19 protein-coding genes, 1 other RNA gene and 1 riboswitch are annotated in these 16,708 nt (G+C 45.7%); of the genes, 15 read left to right on the forward strand and 5 right to left on the reverse strand.

What is annotated here, in order from left to right:
* Nucleotides 1-42: 42 nt before the first annotated feature.
* Nucleotides 43-639: a Holliday junction resolvase RecU gene (gene recU / locus NSQ39_RS07965; protein ID WP_046130809.1), complete on the reverse strand. Its 597-nt coding sequence runs from the start codon at nt 637-639 to the stop codon at nt 43-45.
* A gap of 52 nt (nt 640-691) precedes the next feature.
* Here recU and NSQ39_RS07970 point away from each other — a divergent pair, with 52 nt between their 5' ends.
* Nucleotides 692-1,654: a DUF2515 domain-containing protein gene (locus NSQ39_RS07970; protein ID WP_216898566.1), complete on the forward strand. Its 963-nt coding sequence runs from the start codon at nt 692-694 to the stop codon at nt 1,652-1,654.
* 28 nt (nt 1,655-1,682) lie between these two features.
* Here the strand turns inward: NSQ39_RS07970 and sspM are convergent, their stop codons facing one another.
* On the reverse strand, nt 1,683-1,787 hold the full coding sequence (gene sspM, locus NSQ39_RS07975) for an acid-soluble spore protein SspM (RefSeq protein ID WP_046130808.1): 105 nt from the start codon (nt 1,785-1,787) through the stop codon (nt 1,683-1,685).
* Between the two features lie 200 nt (nt 1,788-1,987).
* Between sspM and NSQ39_RS07980 the strand changes: the two genes are divergently transcribed.
* Together NSQ39_RS07980 and NSQ39_RS07985 are read left to right on the forward strand one after the other, a co-directional pair.
* The gene (locus NSQ39_RS07980; RefSeq protein ID WP_046130807.1) at nt 1,988-2,218 is read left to right on the forward strand and encodes a DUF5446 family protein; all 231 of its coding nucleotides are present in this window, start codon (nt 1,988-1,990) and stop codon (nt 2,216-2,218) included.
* Between the two features lie 63 nt (nt 2,219-2,281).
* Nucleotides 2,282-2,656, forward strand: a complete 375-nt coding sequence (locus tag NSQ39_RS07985) for a YppE family protein (protein ID WP_236809856.1) — start codon at nt 2,282-2,284, stop codon at nt 2,654-2,656.
* Between the two features lie 18 nt (nt 2,657-2,674).
* On the opposite strand, the gene NSQ39_RS07990 is transcribed toward NSQ39_RS07985, so the two are convergent.
* On the reverse strand, nt 2,675-2,875 hold the full coding sequence (locus NSQ39_RS07990) for a YppF family protein (RefSeq protein WP_046130805.1): 201 nt from the start codon (nt 2,873-2,875) through the stop codon (nt 2,675-2,677).
* Between the two features lie 182 nt (nt 2,876-3,057).
* Between NSQ39_RS07990 and NSQ39_RS07995 the strand changes: the two genes are divergently transcribed.
* Nucleotides 3,058-3,510, forward strand: a complete 453-nt coding sequence (locus NSQ39_RS07995) for a YppG family protein (protein ID WP_175077220.1) — start codon at nt 3,058-3,060, stop codon at nt 3,508-3,510.
* A gap of 22 nt (nt 3,511-3,532) precedes the next feature.
* On the opposite strand, the gene NSQ39_RS08000 is transcribed toward NSQ39_RS07995, so the two are convergent.
* Complete coding sequence (locus tag NSQ39_RS08000) at nt 3,533-3,949, reverse strand: Hsp20/alpha crystallin family protein (RefSeq protein ID WP_046130803.1); 417 nt, start codon at nt 3,947-3,949, stop codon at nt 3,533-3,535.
* A gap of 160 nt (nt 3,950-4,109) precedes the next feature.
* Here NSQ39_RS08000 and NSQ39_RS08005 point away from each other — a divergent pair, with 160 nt between their 5' ends.
* The 8 genes from NSQ39_RS08005 (at nt 4,110) to NSQ39_RS08040 (ending at nt 11,520) form a co-directional block, all read left to right on the forward strand.
* Nucleotides 4,110-4,616: a PTS sugar transporter subunit IIA gene (locus tag NSQ39_RS08005; RefSeq protein ID WP_046130802.1), complete on the forward strand. Its 507-nt coding sequence runs from the start codon at nt 4,110-4,112 to the stop codon at nt 4,614-4,616.
* A 127-nt stretch (nt 4,617-4,743) separates the two neighbouring features.
* Nucleotides 4,744-6,987 (forward strand): DEAD/DEAH box helicase, encoded by a 2,244-nt coding sequence (locus NSQ39_RS08010; protein ID WP_202049447.1) that lies wholly within the window; start codon nt 4,744-4,746, stop codon nt 6,985-6,987.
* Between the two features lie 7 nt (nt 6,988-6,994).
* Entirely contained in the window at nt 6,995-8,311 is a 1,317-nt protein-coding gene (locus NSQ39_RS08015; protein ID WP_216898568.1) for a ribonuclease H-like domain-containing protein, read from the forward strand.
* A gap of 244 nt (nt 8,312-8,555) precedes the next feature.
* Nucleotides 8,556-8,801, forward strand: coding sequence for a CotD family spore coat protein (locus NSQ39_RS08020; protein ID WP_046130787.1), 246 nt, complete (start codon nt 8,556-8,558; stop codon nt 8,799-8,801).
* 109 nt (nt 8,802-8,910) lie between these two features.
* The gene (locus NSQ39_RS08025) at nt 8,911-9,462 is read left to right on the forward strand and encodes a DUF1273 domain-containing protein (RefSeq protein WP_046130786.1); all 552 of its coding nucleotides are present in this window, start codon (nt 8,911-8,913) and stop codon (nt 9,460-9,462) included.
* Between the two features lie 79 nt (nt 9,463-9,541).
* Nucleotides 9,542-9,838, forward strand: coding sequence for a cell division regulator GpsB (gpsB, locus tag NSQ39_RS08030; protein WP_046130785.1), 297 nt, complete (start codon nt 9,542-9,544; stop codon nt 9,836-9,838).
* A gap of 52 nt (nt 9,839-9,890) precedes the next feature.
* Nucleotides 9,891-10,277: RNase P RNA component class B (gene rnpB / locus NSQ39_RS08035), an RNA gene on the forward strand.
* A gap of 94 nt (nt 10,278-10,371) precedes the next feature.
* On the forward strand, nt 10,372-11,520 hold the full coding sequence (locus NSQ39_RS08040; RefSeq protein ID WP_175075031.1) for a THUMP domain-containing class I SAM-dependent RNA methyltransferase: 1,149 nt from the start codon (nt 10,372-10,374) through the stop codon (nt 11,518-11,520).
* Nucleotides 11,521-11,643: 123 nt separating this feature from the next.
* On the opposite strand, the gene NSQ39_RS08045 is transcribed toward NSQ39_RS08040, so the two are convergent.
* The gene (locus tag NSQ39_RS08045) at nt 11,644-12,345 is read right to left on the reverse strand and encodes a hypothetical protein (RefSeq protein WP_341014477.1); all 702 of its coding nucleotides are present in this window, start codon (nt 12,343-12,345) and stop codon (nt 11,644-11,646) included.
* 211 nt (nt 12,346-12,556) lie between these two features.
* Here NSQ39_RS08045 and NSQ39_RS08050 point away from each other — a divergent pair, with 211 nt between their 5' ends.
* From NSQ39_RS08050 to NSQ39_RS08060, 3 genes are all read left to right on the forward strand, one after another.
* A complete protein-coding gene (locus NSQ39_RS08050; RefSeq protein WP_175075032.1) occupies nt 12,557-12,733 on the forward strand; it encodes a hypothetical protein in 177 nt (58 codons plus the stop codon).
* A gap of 116 nt (nt 12,734-12,849) precedes the next feature.
* Nucleotides 12,850-14,769: an ATP-dependent DNA helicase gene (locus tag NSQ39_RS08055; protein ID WP_175075033.1), complete on the forward strand. Its 1,920-nt coding sequence runs from the start codon at nt 12,850-12,852 to the stop codon at nt 14,767-14,769.
* A 157-nt stretch (nt 14,770-14,926) separates the two neighbouring features.
* Nucleotides 14,927-16,393 carry a carboxypeptidase M32 gene (locus NSQ39_RS08060; RefSeq protein WP_373687982.1) on the forward strand — a complete coding sequence of 489 codons (1,467 nt, stop codon included), beginning with the start codon at nt 14,927-14,929 and terminating at the stop codon, nt 16,391-16,393.
* Nucleotides 16,394-16,530: 137 nt separating this feature from the next.
* Nucleotides 16,531-16,630, forward strand: a riboswitch (purine riboswitch).
* Nucleotides 16,631-16,708 lie beyond the last annotated feature (78 nt).

Consider the following 16,708-nt stretch of genomic DNA (forward strand, 5'->3'; position numbering starts at 1 on the left):
CGTAGTTAAACCTTTCCGCTCACATGACTTTAAAATCATAAATTATGATGGCGAAAAATACAACTGGTCAATAACTTTAATATAATCAATTCTTGGCGAGTATCCAAGCGAAATGGGGTGTCCGGCTTCTTCAAGTTCGTCTTTTCGGATCGACTTTCTGCCGTTTCGGTTTTTTCTTTCCCAGAAATTAAATAATTTTTCCGCTTCCAAAAAATAAATCTCGCCAAATGCGGATATAATAACAAAGCATATCCCGCCCTGTGCCACGACCTGCTTCATATGCTCGATCTGGTGATCGTGGAAATTCTGCAAAGGAAAAGACGTCTTGCTTTTGGTTTCTTTCGCTTCAAAATCGATGTAGCGTCCTTTATAGACCCCGTTATAATCAGTAGTCGACGACTGCTTGAAATATGCTTCTTTAATGACCGCTGCGCTTCGCTTTGGATAATCGACATGAACGATCTGCACAGGTGTCGGTTTTTTATGAATGACCGCGATTGAATGATTCAGATAATATATATTCGTTTCATTCAAATCGTCTTCGAGGGTCATCCCGCGATTGCTGTACGACGGCTTCTTTTTTAAGGATGAGGCAGCTTGTTTCGGCTGATAGGTTTTGCCGTTCGGATAACGAATCACTTTCTTCATCCTCCTTTTTGAAAAATCTAGGAACAAACGGAAGTGATCTGCCTTGACTAACGCGATCTCCGGGATAAAGCTCGCGCGCTATATTCAAGAGCTGACCGGAAAACTGAACAAAGATAACATTTCGCGGACAAACGCATATAAAAAATACTTTGACCGTCATCCGGAAATCAAATGGTCGCTTTTGGCCTCGTTTGTTTCCCGGAATGCGGGCTGGTCGATGACGGATTTAAAAGGACGCCTGTTTGAGCTCGGGCTTTCGGACGTCCAGCAAAACTGGCTGTTTCTGACGTATGAAAGGGCAAACTGGCTTATTTTTTCCGATGCCTACCCGCAGCTCCTTTTATATGAGTGGTCCAAAGAGTTCGGACAGCCTCTTTTTCATTTGCTCCCCGCTTTAGGCGTTTCATCGTTTATGAAAGCAGAATGGGAGCGCTTTTGGCGTGAACGGGACGAAAAGCGGCTCATGTACGCTCTCATTATAAATGAACAAAACACTATCCAAACTCCTATTATACAAAATCCTTTGTTTAAAAAGAATGTTTTTCACACGATTCCTTTTCAGGTATGTGAATGGTTTCACTTCAACACCGTGATATTTCCGACGGTGGAAGGCGCCTTTTACGGCGTGTCGGTCAAGCGCTTTACAAGCTTACACGAAAGAATCAAGCTCGGCAAACAATTGAGCCGGTTGCTGTTCAGGCCTGAGCTGTTTCCTTCTTTCTACCATTTTACCACTTGCGTTCCGCATACAGGATCGCGTTTTGATATGGAACGCTGGGCCGGGATTAGAAGCAGATCTTCGCCATTTCTAAGAACATGCTTTCCCGTTATTGCCCATTCATTAGACGGAGCAAAAGCCGATTGGTTTCACGGGGAAAATATGGAGAAGCTGTTTCAGGACGAGAAGCTGCCGGAAAAAATCGAATTGACGGAATGGTATTTTCAAAAAAGACGGCAGCTGCATGCCATTTTCTCCCTGGAAAACTGGCTGGCAGGGAGGCGGTAAACGAAAAAAAGCAAGGAGACCTTGCTTTTTAAGTAGACGGGCGGTTTGGTCCGCCTAATTTTTTATCCAATGCATCTGTTTGTTTTGAAGCGGGTTTTGTTTTCTGAGGGGATTTCTTTTTGCCGTTTTCCATAAGAGACACCTCCTTACCCGTTTAGATTTTGCATAAAAAGCCGGCTTCATACAAATTTTCGCGATCGGCGCTGTCGAAATGGGAAAGGTCAGCGGGAAATTGATTTTCTTTGCCGGTTTCGTTCTAGTTTTGTCAGCTGTGAAGGAGAGCCTTGCCGGAAGGGAGAAAGCATAGAAGGCGATCAAAAAGGAGGTAGGCAAATGAGCGGATTTGTTAAAAAAGAGCATGTCCTTCAAATGCTTGTTGAAACGGAAACAGAACTGTCAGCTGCAGAAACAAAGCTGACTGAAGCGATCACAAGGGCGGTATCTGAAAAAGGCGCCGTCTTGGCGGAACGGCTTGATCAAATTGAAGGGGAGCTCACCGAGCTTTCATCCTGCTTAAACGGCACGCTGATGGGAACGCGGCATCATCACGGGGAATCCGCTTAGCATCCGCAATTTGAATTCGTTGTGTTCAAACGGTCCGTCTGGTACGATAAACCTGAGGTGAACATGTTGGATGCACAATCTCTTCTTGAACAGACGCGGGAGCTCATCCGCTTGGCAAAAGAAGCTCACGAACGATATAAAAAAGGCAAGGAGGAAGGTGCAGAGCACGATTTCTTCAAGGTCGTCAAACCGTCTGCCGACCGCTGCGAAAAAGCTTTGCAGAGCTGGCTGAACGCCAGCCTGGCATATGTAAAGGAACACCGTCCAAAGTATATTCATGAAGAGCAGCTCCGTTCGGTCGAAGAAAACTTGAACGAAATTGTCCTGCAATCTTATTTCTGCAAAATTCATAAAAAGCGTTTTAAAGACTTGACCGAATCTGTGCTTTATACGCTGAAAAACATTGAAGACGATATACAAAAAGGAGACCTGGGATAACCCTGGTCTCCTTTTTGTTCAGTTGGCTTCCGTTTTCAAGTCGTAGGCAGGATGCTGCGCTCCATTCGCTTCGAGAACTTTCATACTTGTGCGAAATTCGTTTAATGTCAGATGTCCCTGGATGTATAAAAACCTTGCGAAGTCCATCAGCTTATCCATACAATCTGTCTCGTACTGCTTCATCTCTGCGAAACAATTTCTTAAGTATGATACGTTCATTCGGTGCATCCCCTCTCATTCTATAGTAATAATATAGTACCATAACAATTCGACTTTTTTTGTTTTTCCAAAATTAAAATTTTCGACAGATTGTGACAAATGTGTGACATTTGATTTGGCACGGGATAGGCATTCTTTTCATACAAATATAGAAAAAAGGGCTCTAGAAGGAGAGATGAAAGATGGAAGAAAGGAGCGCTGCCGGTTATCCTTTTTCAAACCAGCATCCATATTATCCGGTTTACCCGCATTCCCACATGAATCCGCCTTATCAGCCTGTTCCGAATTACTACAGCCAAGAACCGGCCCAGTATACTCAGCCTGCGGCCCACGGATATCAGCTTTCACCGGTATATCATCAGCCGGTGGGGCAACATATCGATCCGTTTCCAGCCTATCAGCAGCCCGTCAATTATCATATGCAGCAAGTTCACGCCTTTCCTTATCCGAATCCATATCCGCTGCCGAGGCCAAACCTCCATCAGCCTTCCCAATTCCAGAGCTTTTTGTCGCAGTTTAAGAAAAAGAACGGGCAGTTTGATTTTAGCAAGATGATGGATACGGCCGGTCAAATGGTGAGCACCGTCAACCAGGTGGGAGCGCTCGCTAAAGGTTTTATCGGTTTCTTTAAGTAAAAAAAGCATGGATGATGATCATTCATGCTTTTTCCTGCGCGGGAAATGAAACGGTCAGAACATTTTTGTTCCATGATGTTTTCATCGTTTCTTCGCGTACGGGATACGGCAGCAGTACGGTTCTTGACAGACTGGTAAACGATGACGAATCACCGGCGCTGTTTTCTTCTTTTAGGGCGAAGTGCAAATACCTTGACTTGGCTTCGATCATAATGTCGCCGTTTTGAAACGACTCGGGAACGGTAATATCGACGTGAAGCCCTTCGCTGTCGTCCCTGATATGCATGGAAATGCTTGACGCCTCGAGCTGATCAGATATGATTTTTTGAAACGAATTTAATATTTCGTGGAAAGGGGAAGAATAGAACAATTGTTCAATCGCTTCCTGAAATTCGTCTTTTTTGCTAAGAGAGTGATTGTCATTTTCTTTATGATTCATCCGTTTTCACCTCAATTTTTTTTACTTTCAGCTTATGCAGGGGCATTTGATATGGTTAAACGATTGATGGGATTTTGAAAGTGTGGTTAAATAGTGGGGAATCCAGAGATAATGTTGAAAGCCGCCATAAAAGAGGCATATTGAAAGGAGCCCAATTGCATTGCTGAAAAAATTATTCGGTTTAGGCCAAAAACAGGATGAAGTAAAAGAAGAAACCGTTTTTTCGCCGGCTGACGGACGGGTGCTGGATCTTTCAAAAGTGCCGGATCCCGTTTTTTCTCAAAAAATGATGGGGGACGGAATGGCCGTCGAGCCTTCCGCCGGTGACATCGTATCGCCTGTTGACGGTGAAGTGATACAGCTGTTTCATACGAAGCATGCGATCGGTATCCGCTCGCTGTCCGGAGTGGAGCTGCTGATCCACATCGGGCTGGAAACCGTGAATATGGAAGGGGAAGGTTTTACCGCTCATGTAAAAGAGGGGGATAAGGTAAAAGCAGGAGACCCTTTGATTACATGCGATCTGGAACTGATCAAAGAAAAAGCGAGCAGTACGATTACTCCTGTCGTCATTATGAACGGGGATGCGGTAGAGCGCGTCACCAAGCATGAAGAGGGAGAAGCGAAAAAAAGCGAAACGAAGCTGATGGAGCTGAAAGTCAAGTGATGAAAAAAGGCAGAGAACCACTCTCTGCTTTTTTTTATGGATTCGCCTCTTTCAGAACGAACGGACATTCGCTAAAATAGAAAGAGGAGAGGTGACAGTATTGTTTCAAAAACGAAATTTGACAGACATGATTCAGTTTCTGAAAGAGGACGAGGCTTTCAGCAAACAGATTGTTCATTGGCATACAATTGAAGAAAAAGAAGCGGAATACCGCGATTTTCCGGGGCGTTTGGATGAGAATATCGTCCGCGCGTTAAAGAAAAGAGGGATCGAGAAGCTGTATTCCCACCAGGCTGAAGCATTTCAAGGCAGCACCAGCGGGCAAAACGTCACCCTTGTGACGCCGACCGCGTCCGGAAAAACGCTTTGCTATAACCTGCCCGTCTTGCAGCGCATTACCGAAGATCCCGATGCGCGGGCATTATACCTTTTTCCGACAAAAGCGCTGTCACAGGATCAAAAAAGCGAGCTGAATGAATTGATAGATGAGATCGGTGCATCCATCAATTGCTATACATATGACGGCGATACATCACCGGCGATCAGGCAGAAAGTCAGAAAAGCCGGCCATATCGTCATCACAAATCCCGATATGCTTCATTCGGCGATTTTGCCCCATCATACAAAATGGGTGTCCCTTTTCGAAAATCTGAAATATATCGTGATCGACGAGCTTCACGTGTACAGGGGCGTTTTCGGAAGCCATGTTGCTAACGTCATTAGACGGCTCATGCGCATCTGCGCGTTTTACGGAAGCAGGCCGCAGTTCATATGCACATCGGCGACGATTGCCAATCCTTTGGAGCTTGCCGAGACGCTGACCGGTCAGCCGATGCACTTAATTGCTGACAACGGGGCGCCGTCCGGCAGAAAGCACTTTTTATTTTACAATCCGCCGATCGTCAACCGGCCGCTTAATATCAGAAAAAGCGCGACGCTAGAGGTCAGGAAGCTCGCTTCCGAATTTTTGAAAAACCAGATCCAAACGATTGTCTTTGCGAGAAGCAGGGTCAGGGTGGAAATTATTTTAACGTACCTCCAGGACGTGATGAAGCCGATTGTCGGCGCCCATTCGATTCAAGGCTACAGAGGCGGCTATCTGCCGAACGAACGGCGGATGATCGAAAAAGGGCTCCGCAGCGGGGAAATCAAAGGCGTCGTCAGCACAAACGCCCTTGAACTCGGCGTTGATATCGGCCAGCTGCAAACATGTATTATGACAGGATATCCGGGTACGATCTCAAGCGCGTGGCAGCAGGCGGGACGAGCCGGAAGAAGGCACAACGAAGCGCTGATCGTCATGGTCGCAAGCTCTGCGCCGCTCGATCAGTATATCGTGCAGAATCCCGACTATTTTTTCAAGCAAAATCCGGAAACAGCGGTGATCAATCCGGATAATCTCGTCATTCTCGTCGATCATATAAAATGCGCCGCTTTTGAATTGCCTTTTAAGCGGACCGATACGTTCGGTGAAACAGAGATTGAGGATATTCTCGAATATTTGGCAGAAGAAAGGGTTCTCCACCTGAACGGGGACACGTTCCACTGGATGAATGACGCTTTTCCGGCCCACGGCATCAGCCTCAGGTCCGCTTCACAGGAAAACGTCGTCATCATCGACCAGTCGAGCCGGGAAAAAGCAAAAGTGATCGGTGAAATGGACAGATTCAGCGCGATGACGCTCCTTCATGATGAAGCGATTTATTTGCATCAAGGAATTCAGTATCAGGTTGAAAAGCTCGACTGGGAGGAGAAAAAAGCGTTCGTGCGCGAGGTGAAGGTCGATTACTATACTGATGCAAACCTGGCCGTTGTGCTGAAAGTGCTCGAAATCGACAAAACAAAGGAAACAGATGAAGCGGCATTCGGATTTGGTGATGTGACGGTACAGGCAAAAGCGACGATTTTCAAAAAAATTAAATTTGAAACACATGAAAATATCGGTTCTGGGCCGATTCACCTGCCGGAGGAAGAGCTGCACACGAATGCGGCTTGGATTCAGGTAAGCGATGCTGAACGGGAGAATTGGAATGACATCAAATTGGAAGAAGCTTTATTGGGGGCAGCAAATGTTCTCGGCTATGTCGCCGCCCTGAAAGTGATGTGCGACCCGTCCGATTTGCACGTCTTCCCGCAAATCAAAGCCGTTCATAATGAAAAGCCGACGGTCTTTTTGTATGACCGCTATCCGGGAGGCGTCGGACTGTCTCAAAAGGTTTACGAACAGATGTCCGATATTATCGGCGAAGCGTATCAGCTTATTGCCAATTGTCCGTGCCGTTCCGGATGTCCGTCTTGCATCGGGGTTCACAGCGAAGGCAACCAAACGAAGGACAATGCACTGCGCCTGTTAAAAGGCTGGAAAGGTTGAGGACAGAATGTCTTTAAAACGAAAGCTGAATCGCTACAAACATCACCTGGGAAATATGGGGAAGAAGGATGACCATGCAGCCGGCGCTTCCCCAAACACATCCGTTAACCTGTCATTTGAAAAGGAATGGGCGTCACTCGGCGTCAGGCCGTACATATTTGAAGAGTGCTGCTGCCTGATCCGCGAAGTCGTTTATCCGCTGACGCATGTTCACGGCCATTACTCGTTTGACGAGCTTCACGATACGGTCAGCGAGTGGAATAAAAGCGGCGTTTCCCATTCTCTTTCAAGCAAAGGGTACCTCCCGAGCCAGCTTTTTTTCTTTGACACGGAAACGACAGGGCTCGGAGGAGGAGCCGGCAATACGATATTTTTGCTCGGCCATGCAAGGGTTTATGATGACAAGGTGGTCGTCAAGCAGCATCTCTTGCCAAAACCGGGAAACGAAGCGGCTCTTTATCACAGTTTTTTAAGCGAAGTCGATATTAAATCGCTTGTCACCTACAACGGAAAAGCGTTCGACTGGCCGCAGGTCAAAACGAGGCACACGCTGATCCGTGACAGGCTTCCCGAGCTTCCCGATTTCGGCCATTTTGACCTGCTGCATGGTGCAAGAAGGCTCTGGAAACATAAATTCGAGCGCGTTTCCTTAAGGACGGTTGAAAAAGAGGAGCTGGGATTCGAGAGAACGGAGGATACGCCGGGGTATCTCGCACCTATGATTTATTTTCAGTTTTTAAAAGAAGAGCGGCCCGGGATTATAGAAGGCGTCCTCCGCCACAATGAGCTTGACGTGCTCTCTTTGATCACCCTTTACATCCATATATCGAAAAAGATTCTATCACCGCAAAAAGCGGAGGAAGCAAACGAAAAATATGCGCTGGCGAAATGGCTCATCGCCAATCAAGAAACAGAACGGGCGACAGAGCAATTGAAGGAGCTTGCGTCCAAATCCTTTGAACAGTCAGAGCGGGCGTCCTACGATTTATCGCTTCAATATAAAAAACAGGGAATGCTTGAAAAGGCGGCTGAGCTGTGGGAAAAGCTGCGACATGCGGAAGATGAAAAAACAGCTTGGCGGTCGGGCATTGAGCTTGCAAAATATTACGAGCATCAAAAGCGGGACATTCCGGCCGCTTTATCCGTAACACGGGATCTTCTCGGCCGCTGCGCCTCAAAACAGCTCGTCCCGACAGAAAGGGAAGCGGCTGAGCTGGACGGCCGCCACGAGAGGCTAAAGAGGAAATACAGGAAGAGTATTCCCCGGGCAAGCGCAGAAGTCGACAGCATCCGCCGCCAGCAGCGCAAGAAAAACATGTTATGAATTGTAGAAACGGCAAAATTCTTGTAAAATAACGCTAGACTATTTTTGAAAGGAGCGTCGATATGTATAAGGGCTTGTTTTACTTGTTTTTTGTCGTTGTACTGTTCATCATTTTCATTTTGACGAATTTCAAGGAAAGCTTTTTGGCTTACTTTTAAAATAGGTCTTTATATTAGTACATGTTCACCCCCTGCTTCATAGTTTAATAGTGTATTTAGAAGCTCTTAGGAAAGGGGATTTGATCATGCACTGCAGACCAAACGTGATAGGGCCGATTGTTCATCCTACACAATGCTGTTACACCCACACGCACGGCAATACGATCGTACCGCACATTCATCCGCAGCATACAACAAATATCAACCATCAACATTTCGATCACGTTCATTACTACCCGCAAACTCAATCAAACGTGAATCAGGCGACACATCAGCATTTTGTCAGCACAGGAACTGCGCCGTTTGCAGGACCTGGATTTGGCGGATACTAAAAGGCGGACTGCGTAAGCTTTGTGAGGATCAGCAAAGCCGGTTCCAGGGGAACAGAATATTTTTAAAAAATGGGGCAGACCGTGCCCCATTTTTTAGCAGGTGATAAAAGTGAAAGTATTGGCTGTAACAGGATACAAACCATTTGAAATCGGAATATTTAAGCACGATGACCCGGCGCTGTTTTACATAAAAAAAGCGATTGAAAGCAGGATTCTCGCTTTGCTTGATGAAGGACTGGAATGGATCCTTATTTCCGGGCAGCTTGGTGCGGAAATCTGGGCAGCAGAAGTGGCTTTTTCCCTTCAGGAAGAATACCCTGAGCTGAAAGTGGCTGTCATCACCCCGTTTTTTGACCAGGAAAAGAACTGGAATGAGAAAAATAAAGAGCTGTATGAAGCTGTGTTAGCTCAAAGTGATTACACGGAAAGCTTGACGCACAGACCTTATGAAAGTCCGGCGCAGTTTAAGCAGAAAAACCGGTTCTTCATCGAAAAAGCCGATGGCCTGCTGATTCTTTATGATGAAGAAGTCGATGGTTCGCCTGTTTACATGCTGAATGAAGCAAAAAAAGCTCAGGAAAAGCGCGATTTTCCGATCTATACGATCACAATGGACGATCTTAGATCAACCGTTGAGGATTACACCTTTTACGAAGAATAACATGAGGAAGATAAATTTGACATTGTACACGTTTTCTGAAAAAATATAAGATGATGATTCACGATATGAGGTGAAAAAGATGCTTGCTGATAAAGTGAAGCTTTCTGCTAAAGAAATTTTGGAAAAAGAGTTCAAAACAGCGGTCAGAGGCTACAAACAGGAAGATGTTGACAAGTTTCTCGACTTGGTGATTAAAGACTATGAAGCCTTCCATCAGGAAATTGAGGAATTGCAGCAGGAAAACCTGAATTTGAAAAAGCAGCTGGAGGAAGCCAGCAAAAGGCAGCCTGCTCAATCAAATACGACCAACTTTGATATTTTGAAAAGATTATCTAATTTGGAAAAACACGTATTCGGAAGCAAATTATACGATTGATGAAAAAGCCTTGCCCTTAAAAAGAAAGTAGGATATAATAGTGGATGTCTTAACGTTCGGGTAATCGCTGCAGATGTTTGCATCTGTAGAGGAAAGTCCATGCTCGCACGGTGCTGAGATGCCCGTAGTGTTCGTGCCTAGCGAAGTCATAAGCTAGGGCAGCCTTGTGTAAGGCTGACGGCAGGAAAAAAGCCTACGTCCTTTGCGGATATGGCTGAGTATCCTTGAAAGTGCCACAGTGACGAAGTCTCACTAGAAATGGTGAGAGTGGAACGAGGTAAACCCCTCGAGCGAGAAACCCAAATTTTGGTAGGGGAACCTTCTGGACGGAAATGAACGGAAGGAAGGACAGAGATTGCTCTGTAGATAGATGATTACCGCCTGAGTACGAGGCCAAAAGCCGACTGCAGTACGAGGGAACAAAACATGGCTTACAGAACGTTACAAACACTAATGATGATGACAATGCATAAGCTCTCCGCAAATAGGAGAGCTTTTATCATGTAAAAACATACATACAAACAGGTGATACGATGAAAACCTTTAAATTAATTGCAACAGCCCCGATGGGAATCGAAGCGATCGTCGCCAAAGAGGTGCGCGGATTAGGCTATGAGTGCACGGTCGACAACGGAAAAGTGATGTTTGAAGGAGACGCTCTCGCCATCTGCAGGGCAAATCTTTGGCTGAGGACGGCGGACAGGGTAAAGATCCAGGCCGCTGAATTCACTGCGAAAACGTTTGACGAACTATTTGAAAAAACGAAAGCGATTGACTGGAGCTCCTTTATTCCGGAAAACGCGAAGTTTCCCGTTACGGGAAAATCGGTGAAATCGACACTCGCAAGCGTGCCTGACTGCCAGCGCATCGTGAAAAAAGCAATCGCCGAAAAGCTGAAAACGCAATACCGAAAAGGTAACGAGTGGCTTGAGGAGACGGGTCCGGAGTATAAGGTTGAAATTTCGCTTTTGAAAGACAAAGCTGTCATCACGCTCGATACTTCAGGAATCGGCTTGCATAAAAGGGGATACCGCGCAGGCCAGGGGGAAGCTCCATTAAAAGAAACGCTCGCAGCCGCCCTGATCCTGCTGACAAACTGGACGCCGGACAGGCCGTTTGTTGACCCGTTTTGCGGTTCGGGTACGATCCCGATTGAAGCGGCGCTGATCGGGCAAAACATCGCCCCCGGGTTTAACAGGGAGTTTGCGTCTGAACAATGGGAATGGATCGGCAAGGATGTATGGAACAAAGCAAGGCTTGAAGTTGAAGAAAAGGCCAATTATGATCAGCCTTTGTCCATTCACGGCTATGACCTTGACCACCGCATGATCGATATCGCTAAGGCGAATGCCGAAGAAGCGGGACTGGGCGATTTAATCGAATTTAAACAAATGCAGGTCAAAGATTTCACAACAAAAGAAAAATACGGCGTCATCGTCGGAAACCCGCCGTACGGCGAACGGCTCGGAGAAAAAGAAGAAGTCGAAAAGATGTACAGGGACATGGGCAAAACGTTTGCCGCCCTTGATACATGGTCCGTCTATATGCTGACATCAAACGAACGGTTTGAAGAATGCTACGGGAAAAAAGCGACGAAAAAACGAAAGCTCTTTAACGGCTTTATCAAAACCGATTATTATCAATATTGGGGAAAAAGACCCCCAAAACCTAAAAACGAATAGCTTATCACCATCCCGGACAGGCCGAATGGAAACCCCGCTTTTAGAAGCGGGGTTTTTTACATGAAGAAAACCGGAGATGTCCGCTCTCTGCATGATTTGAGCGCACATGAAAACACCGATTCATTATACAATCCAAGAATCGTTTTTCTTTTTGTAAGAGCTTTCATCGTATGTTTTAGAGGGTTCATCGTAGCCGTATTCTTTTTTAGGCTGCTCATGGTATTTTTTGTAGGCCTCACAATAGTAGTAGTATTTCTTTTTATCATCGCAGTGCTTCTCATAAGGATCGTCATAATAGTGCTCTTTCTTATGGTCATAAGTCTCGTAGTCGTAATATTCTTTTTCGTACTCGCGGTGCTTTTTGCACGGCTCGTAACAATAGTGCTCTTTCTTATGGTCATGATGCTTCTCATAAGGCTCGTAGCCGTAATACTCTTTTTCGTGCTCGCGTTTCTTTTTGCAAGGTTCGTAACAGTAGTGCTCTTTCTTATGGTCATGATGCTTCTCATAAGGCTCGTAGCCGTAATATTCTTTTTCGTGCTCGCGTTTCTTTTTGCAAGGTTCGTAACAGTAGTGCTCTTTCTTATGGTCATGATGCTTCTCATAAGTCTCGTAATCGTAATACTCCTTTTTGCGGTCGTCATGTTTCTTGCACGGCTTGTAGTAGTAGTAGTATTCCTTCTTACAATGGTCATGGTGCTTTTTGTGAGGCTCGTCATGGTATACCTTCACATAAGGAACATAATGCTTCCGGTAAGGATCATAATCATGATCATACTTGGTGTAATCCCAATCATGCTTTTTTCCAGTTGTGTAATAATACATTAACTTTCCACCTCAGTCTATAAATTTTAAATTCTATACAACATATGATGAAATAATGGAATAGATTGGGTATATACGTTGGATCAAACGCACATTGTCAAATGACGAGACGAGCCGCAGAGGAAGAAACCGAAGGAAAATAAAGAGTCTGTATAAAACATGATCAATCTGCATATACTCGGGATTATTCCGTTTTGAAAGAGGTGATTTCATGTTAAGCAGCGAGCATTTCGACATGATACAAAAAGCGCTTGAGACGTCATCCAGCGAACTGGACAACGATGGCGTAGAACAGATTACATATGCAAAGGAAGATCTTAAAAATGCGATCAGCCATATGGAATCGACGGACCATCCGTTTTTGACGTATTCGATCCGCCGGAAGTGACAAATAGCCTTCTCGTTCTCCTTTTCGTTTTTCACAAATCTTTCTTGTTGAATTTCCACTCCCATAGTGATAGCATAGAAGTTCTGAAAAACTCGATAGTTGGGGGTTGGAGCAGGGTGACAGCATCTCGTCTGCCTTTTTCTTTAACAAAAACAAAAAATTTCTATGAAGAGCTTAACAATTGGATCGGTGATGTGTTTTACGATATTCTTCCTGAAAAGGGCTTTGATTTGCGGGATGAGCAAATTTTCATGGCCTTTCAATTAGAACGGGCATTTAAAGAAAAGAAGGTCATGTTTGCCGAAGCAGGCGTAGGAACAGGGAAAACGCTTGTCTACCTTCTGTTTGCGCTCAGCTATGCCAGGTATACGGGGAAACCGGCGGTCATCGCCTGTGCGGATGAGACGCTTATTGAACAGCTGGTGAAAAAAGAAGGGGACATCCATAAAATATCCGAGCACCTCGGCTTGACTGTTGACGCGAGGCTCAGCAAGTCCCATGACCAATACGTCTGCCTGAAAAAGCTTGAGAAAACGATGCAGCGCTCTGATGATGAAAAATGGCTCGATCTTTATGAGGCGCTGCCCGGATTCGTCCATGAATCACAAGGCATGCAGACATTTTATCCATACGGTGACAGAAAGGAATATCCGTCACTGTCCAATGACGAATGGGCCGAGATCGCGTACGATTCGTTCCAGGACTGCCTTACCTGTGATATGAGGCATCGCTGCGGACTGACGCTGTCAAGGGACCATTACCGGAAATCGACGGACTTCATCATTTGTTCCCACGATTTCTACATGGAGCATGTCTGGACGGAAGAAGCCAGGAAACGGGAAGGACAGCTGCCGCTCTTGCCGGAGCACAGCGCCGTTGTATTTGATGAGGGGCATCTGCTCGAATTCGCCGCGCAAAAAGCGCTGACATACAGGGTAAAACAATCGACTTTGGAGATGTTTCTGGAACGCCTGATCGGCAATGATATCAGAGAAGAGTTTGCAGAACTCGTCGAAGAGGCGCTGCGCGTCAACGATGAATTCTTCCAATTGCTTTCCGAAAATGCGGAAAAAGCCGAAGGGTCAGAGCGTTTGCACATCAAGGAACATAACGAAGTGAAAAAAGCGGCCGGGGAACTTTATGATCTGCTCGAAAAAATCGGCGAGGCGCTCGTTTTTGAAGGCGAGCTGTACACAATCGACCAGTACGCTTTAACAGTCGTCGAAGAATATCTCGAACAAATGGCATATTCCCTTTCGCTCTACACGAAAAATGCGATCAGCTGGCTTGAGCAAAAAGAGCTTGAATCGACATTTGTGGTGATGCCGCGGACGGTATCTGAAGTCCTTGGAGAAAAGGTATTTTCCAAACAGATTCCGTTCATCTTCTCATCAGCGACATTATCGGAAAACGGCTCTTTTGATTATTTGGCGAAAAGCCTCGGCATCCGCGATTATTTATCGCTCACAGTCGATTCGCCTTACGATTATGACGAACAAATGAAAGTGTGTATCCACCGGATGTCAGAAGCGAAGGAGAAGGGAAAAGCGGCGATCAGCAGCATGAAACAGGAAGGCGGAAGATCCCTCGTTCTGTTCCCGTCCTTTGAAGAGCTTGAGGCGTTTAAGCAGCAGGTCAGAGGCGTAGACTTGCCGTTTCCCGTATATTTCGAAGGAGACGAAGAAATCAGTACGATCGTGGAAAAATTCCAAAGCATTGAAGAATCTGTTCTTTGCTCCGTCCATCTGTGGGAAGGGCTTGATATTCCTGGCGCTTCGCTTCAGAACGTCATCATTTGGTCGCTTCCTTATCCCCCGCACGATCCGGTCTTTGAAGCGAAGCGGAGCGGTGTGAAAGACTCCTTCCGCGAGGTCGAGCTGCCATATATGCTGCTCAGGCTCCGTCAGGGCGTAGGGCGCCTGATCCGCTCAAACGAAGACAAGGGGACGATCCACATTTATGCTGCCTCTTCTAAAGAATGGAATGTGTTAGAAGAGGTTGAGGCAGTGCTTCCCGTGAAGCCGGCCTATGTTTAAAAGAAAAGCGGTTGTTTCGCTTTTCTTTTTTTATTTGCAGAAGGGCATAAAAGTTGACTTTCGTAAATATTTCCATTAGTCTGATTACAATTCGCATCATTTACAGAAGAGGGGGATCGTTTTGAGCGTAACTGCATATGAAAAAGAATTTTTAGACATGTTAAAGAAGATCAGCCATTATGAGCAAGCGGTTAATGTCATGTATTGGGATATGAGAACGGGCGCTCCGAAAAAAGGGGAGGAATACCGTTCCGAAGCGATCGGACAATTATCGGCTGATGTTTTTCAAATGAGAACGTCAAAGCGGATGAAAGAGCTGCTGGATGCTTTGTCCGCACAAAAAGAAACATTGCCGCCTGATACGCAAAAGGCGGTCGAAGAAGCAAAAAAAGATTATGAATTAAACAGTAAAATTCCAGAAGATGAATTCAAAGAATATACGACGCTGACATCCAAGGCGGAATCGGTTTGGGAAGAAGCAAAAAAGGCTTCCGATTTTTCTCTGTTCGCCCCGTATTTGGAGAAAATCATCGAGTTCAAAAAGCGGTTTATTACATACTGGGGATATGAGGGCCACCCTTATCATGCACTTTTGGATTTCTACGAGCCGGGCATGACAGTGGAAACGCTTGATGCGCTTTTTTCCGAATTGCGGGAATCGATCGTTCCGCTCGTCCAAAAGATTGCAGGCAGCCGGAAAAAACCGGATACGCGCTTTGTACAAGATCATTTTCCGAAAGAAAAGCAGCGCGAACTGTGCCATTTCTTTTTAGAAGAGCTTGGCTACGACTTTGAGGCAGGGCGTCTTGATGAGACCGTGCATCCGTTTCAGATCACCATCAGTCCGGGAGATGCGCGGGTAACCACCGCATTTAATGAATCCGATTTCCGTTCCGCGCTGTTTGGAACGATTCATGAATGCGGGCATGCCATTTACGAACAAAATATCGATGAAGCGTTAAGCGGAACGAATTTATCAGAAGGCGCTTCCATGGGGATTCATGAATCCCAGTCGCTGTTTTACGAAAACTTCATCGGCAGGCACCAAAGCTTCTGGAAACGGTATTTTCCCAAGTTGAAAGAAGCAAACCCGGAACAATTCCAAGGCATTACGGCTGACGCGTTCTACAGAGCCGTAAATGAATCGAAGCCGTCTTTCATCCGGATCGATGCGGATGAATTGACATATCCGCTGCATATTATGATCCGCTACGAAATCGAAAAAGCGATTTTCAGCGGTGATGTATCGGTGGAAGACCTTCCGAAGATGTGGAATGAAAAATACGAAGCATATCTCGGGATCACGCCTCCGGACGATGCAAAAGGAATTTTGCAGGACGTTCATTGGTCAGGCGGCGATTTCGGCTATTTTCCTTCGTATGCGCTCGGATATATGTATGCAGCCCAGCTGAAATCGAAAATGCTTGAAGACCTTCCGGAATTTGACCGGCTCATTGAAAGCGGAGATTTCCAGCCGATCAGAAAATGGCTGACGGAACGGGTTCATGTCCACGGCAAACGAAAAAAACCGCTTGAGATCATGAAAGCCGCGACAGGCGAAGAACTGAATGTCGGCTATTTAATCCGCTATTTGGAAGAAAAGTATACGAAACTGTATTTATAAAAAAACCCTTCCCGATTTTATGGGAAGGGTTTCTCCAGTCTGAATTTTCAGTTAAAAACGAACGATCTATCAAAAATATGTGCTTTGAGTTCGTAATTTTTGTTTTTAGTCTTTCCATTCAGACAGAAAGTTGCTATAATTTGATACATTATATCACTCATATAATCGCGTGGATATGGCACGCAAGTTTCTACCGGGCACCGTAAATGTCCGACTATGGGTGGGCGCTAACAAAACGAACGTCTGTCGCAAGGCAGATGGCTGTCGTCTTTTTCAGCATTGCCCGCTCTATCGGGCAATGCTTTTTTTATTGAA

This window comes from Bacillus sp. FSL W8-0848 (assembly GCF_038007805.1).
Lineage (GTDB): Bacteria > Bacillota > Bacilli > Bacillales > Bacillaceae > Bacillus > Bacillus glycinifermentans.

What these genes read in the sequence shown, in the direction of transcription:
- NSQ39_RS07985 (WP_236809856.1), top strand. Translation starts at nt 2,282, where the DNA reads ATGTTGGATGCACAATCTCTTCTTGAACAGACGCGGGAGCTCATCCGC.
- NSQ39_RS08010 (WP_202049447.1), top strand. Translation starts at nt 4,744, where the DNA reads ATGATTCAGTTTCTGAAAGAGGACGAGGCTTTCAGCAAACAGATTGTT.
- NSQ39_RS08050 (WP_175075032.1), top strand. Translation starts at nt 12,557, where the DNA reads ATGTTAAGCAGCGAGCATTTCGACATGATACAAAAAGCGCTTGAGACG.
- NSQ39_RS08045 (WP_341014477.1), bottom strand. Translation starts at nt 12,345, where the DNA reads ATGTATTATTACACAACTGGAAAAAAGCATGATTGGGATTACACCAAG.
- NSQ39_RS07995 (WP_175077220.1), top strand. Translation starts at nt 3,058, where the DNA reads ATGGAAGAAAGGAGCGCTGCCGGTTATCCTTTTTCAAACCAGCATCCA.
- NSQ39_RS08020 (WP_046130787.1), top strand. Translation starts at nt 8,556, where the DNA reads ATGCACTGCAGACCAAACGTGATAGGGCCGATTGTTCATCCTACACAA.
- NSQ39_RS08060 (WP_373687982.1), top strand. Translation starts at nt 14,927, where the DNA reads ATGTTAAAGAAGATCAGCCATTATGAGCAAGCGGTTAATGTCATGTAT.
- NSQ39_RS07990 (WP_046130805.1), bottom strand. Translation starts at nt 2,875, where the DNA reads ATGAACGTATCATACTTAAGAAATTGTTTCGCAGAGATGAAGCAGTAC.
- NSQ39_RS08040 (WP_175075031.1), top strand. Translation starts at nt 10,372, where the DNA reads ATGAAAACCTTTAAATTAATTGCAACAGCCCCGATGGGAATCGAAGCG.
- NSQ39_RS08015 (WP_216898568.1), top strand. Translation starts at nt 6,995, where the DNA reads ATGTCTTTAAAACGAAAGCTGAATCGCTACAAACATCACCTGGGAAAT.
- gpsB (WP_046130785.1), top strand. Translation starts at nt 9,542, where the DNA reads ATGCTTGCTGATAAAGTGAAGCTTTCTGCTAAAGAAATTTTGGAAAAA.
- NSQ39_RS08000 (WP_046130803.1), bottom strand. Translation starts at nt 3,949, where the DNA reads ATGAATCATAAAGAAAATGACAATCACTCTCTTAGCAAAAAAGACGAA.
- NSQ39_RS07980 (WP_046130807.1), top strand. Translation starts at nt 1,988, where the DNA reads ATGAGCGGATTTGTTAAAAAAGAGCATGTCCTTCAAATGCTTGTTGAA.
- sspM (WP_046130808.1), bottom strand. Translation starts at nt 1,787, where the DNA reads ATGGAAAACGGCAAAAAGAAATCCCCTCAGAAAACAAAACCCGCTTCA.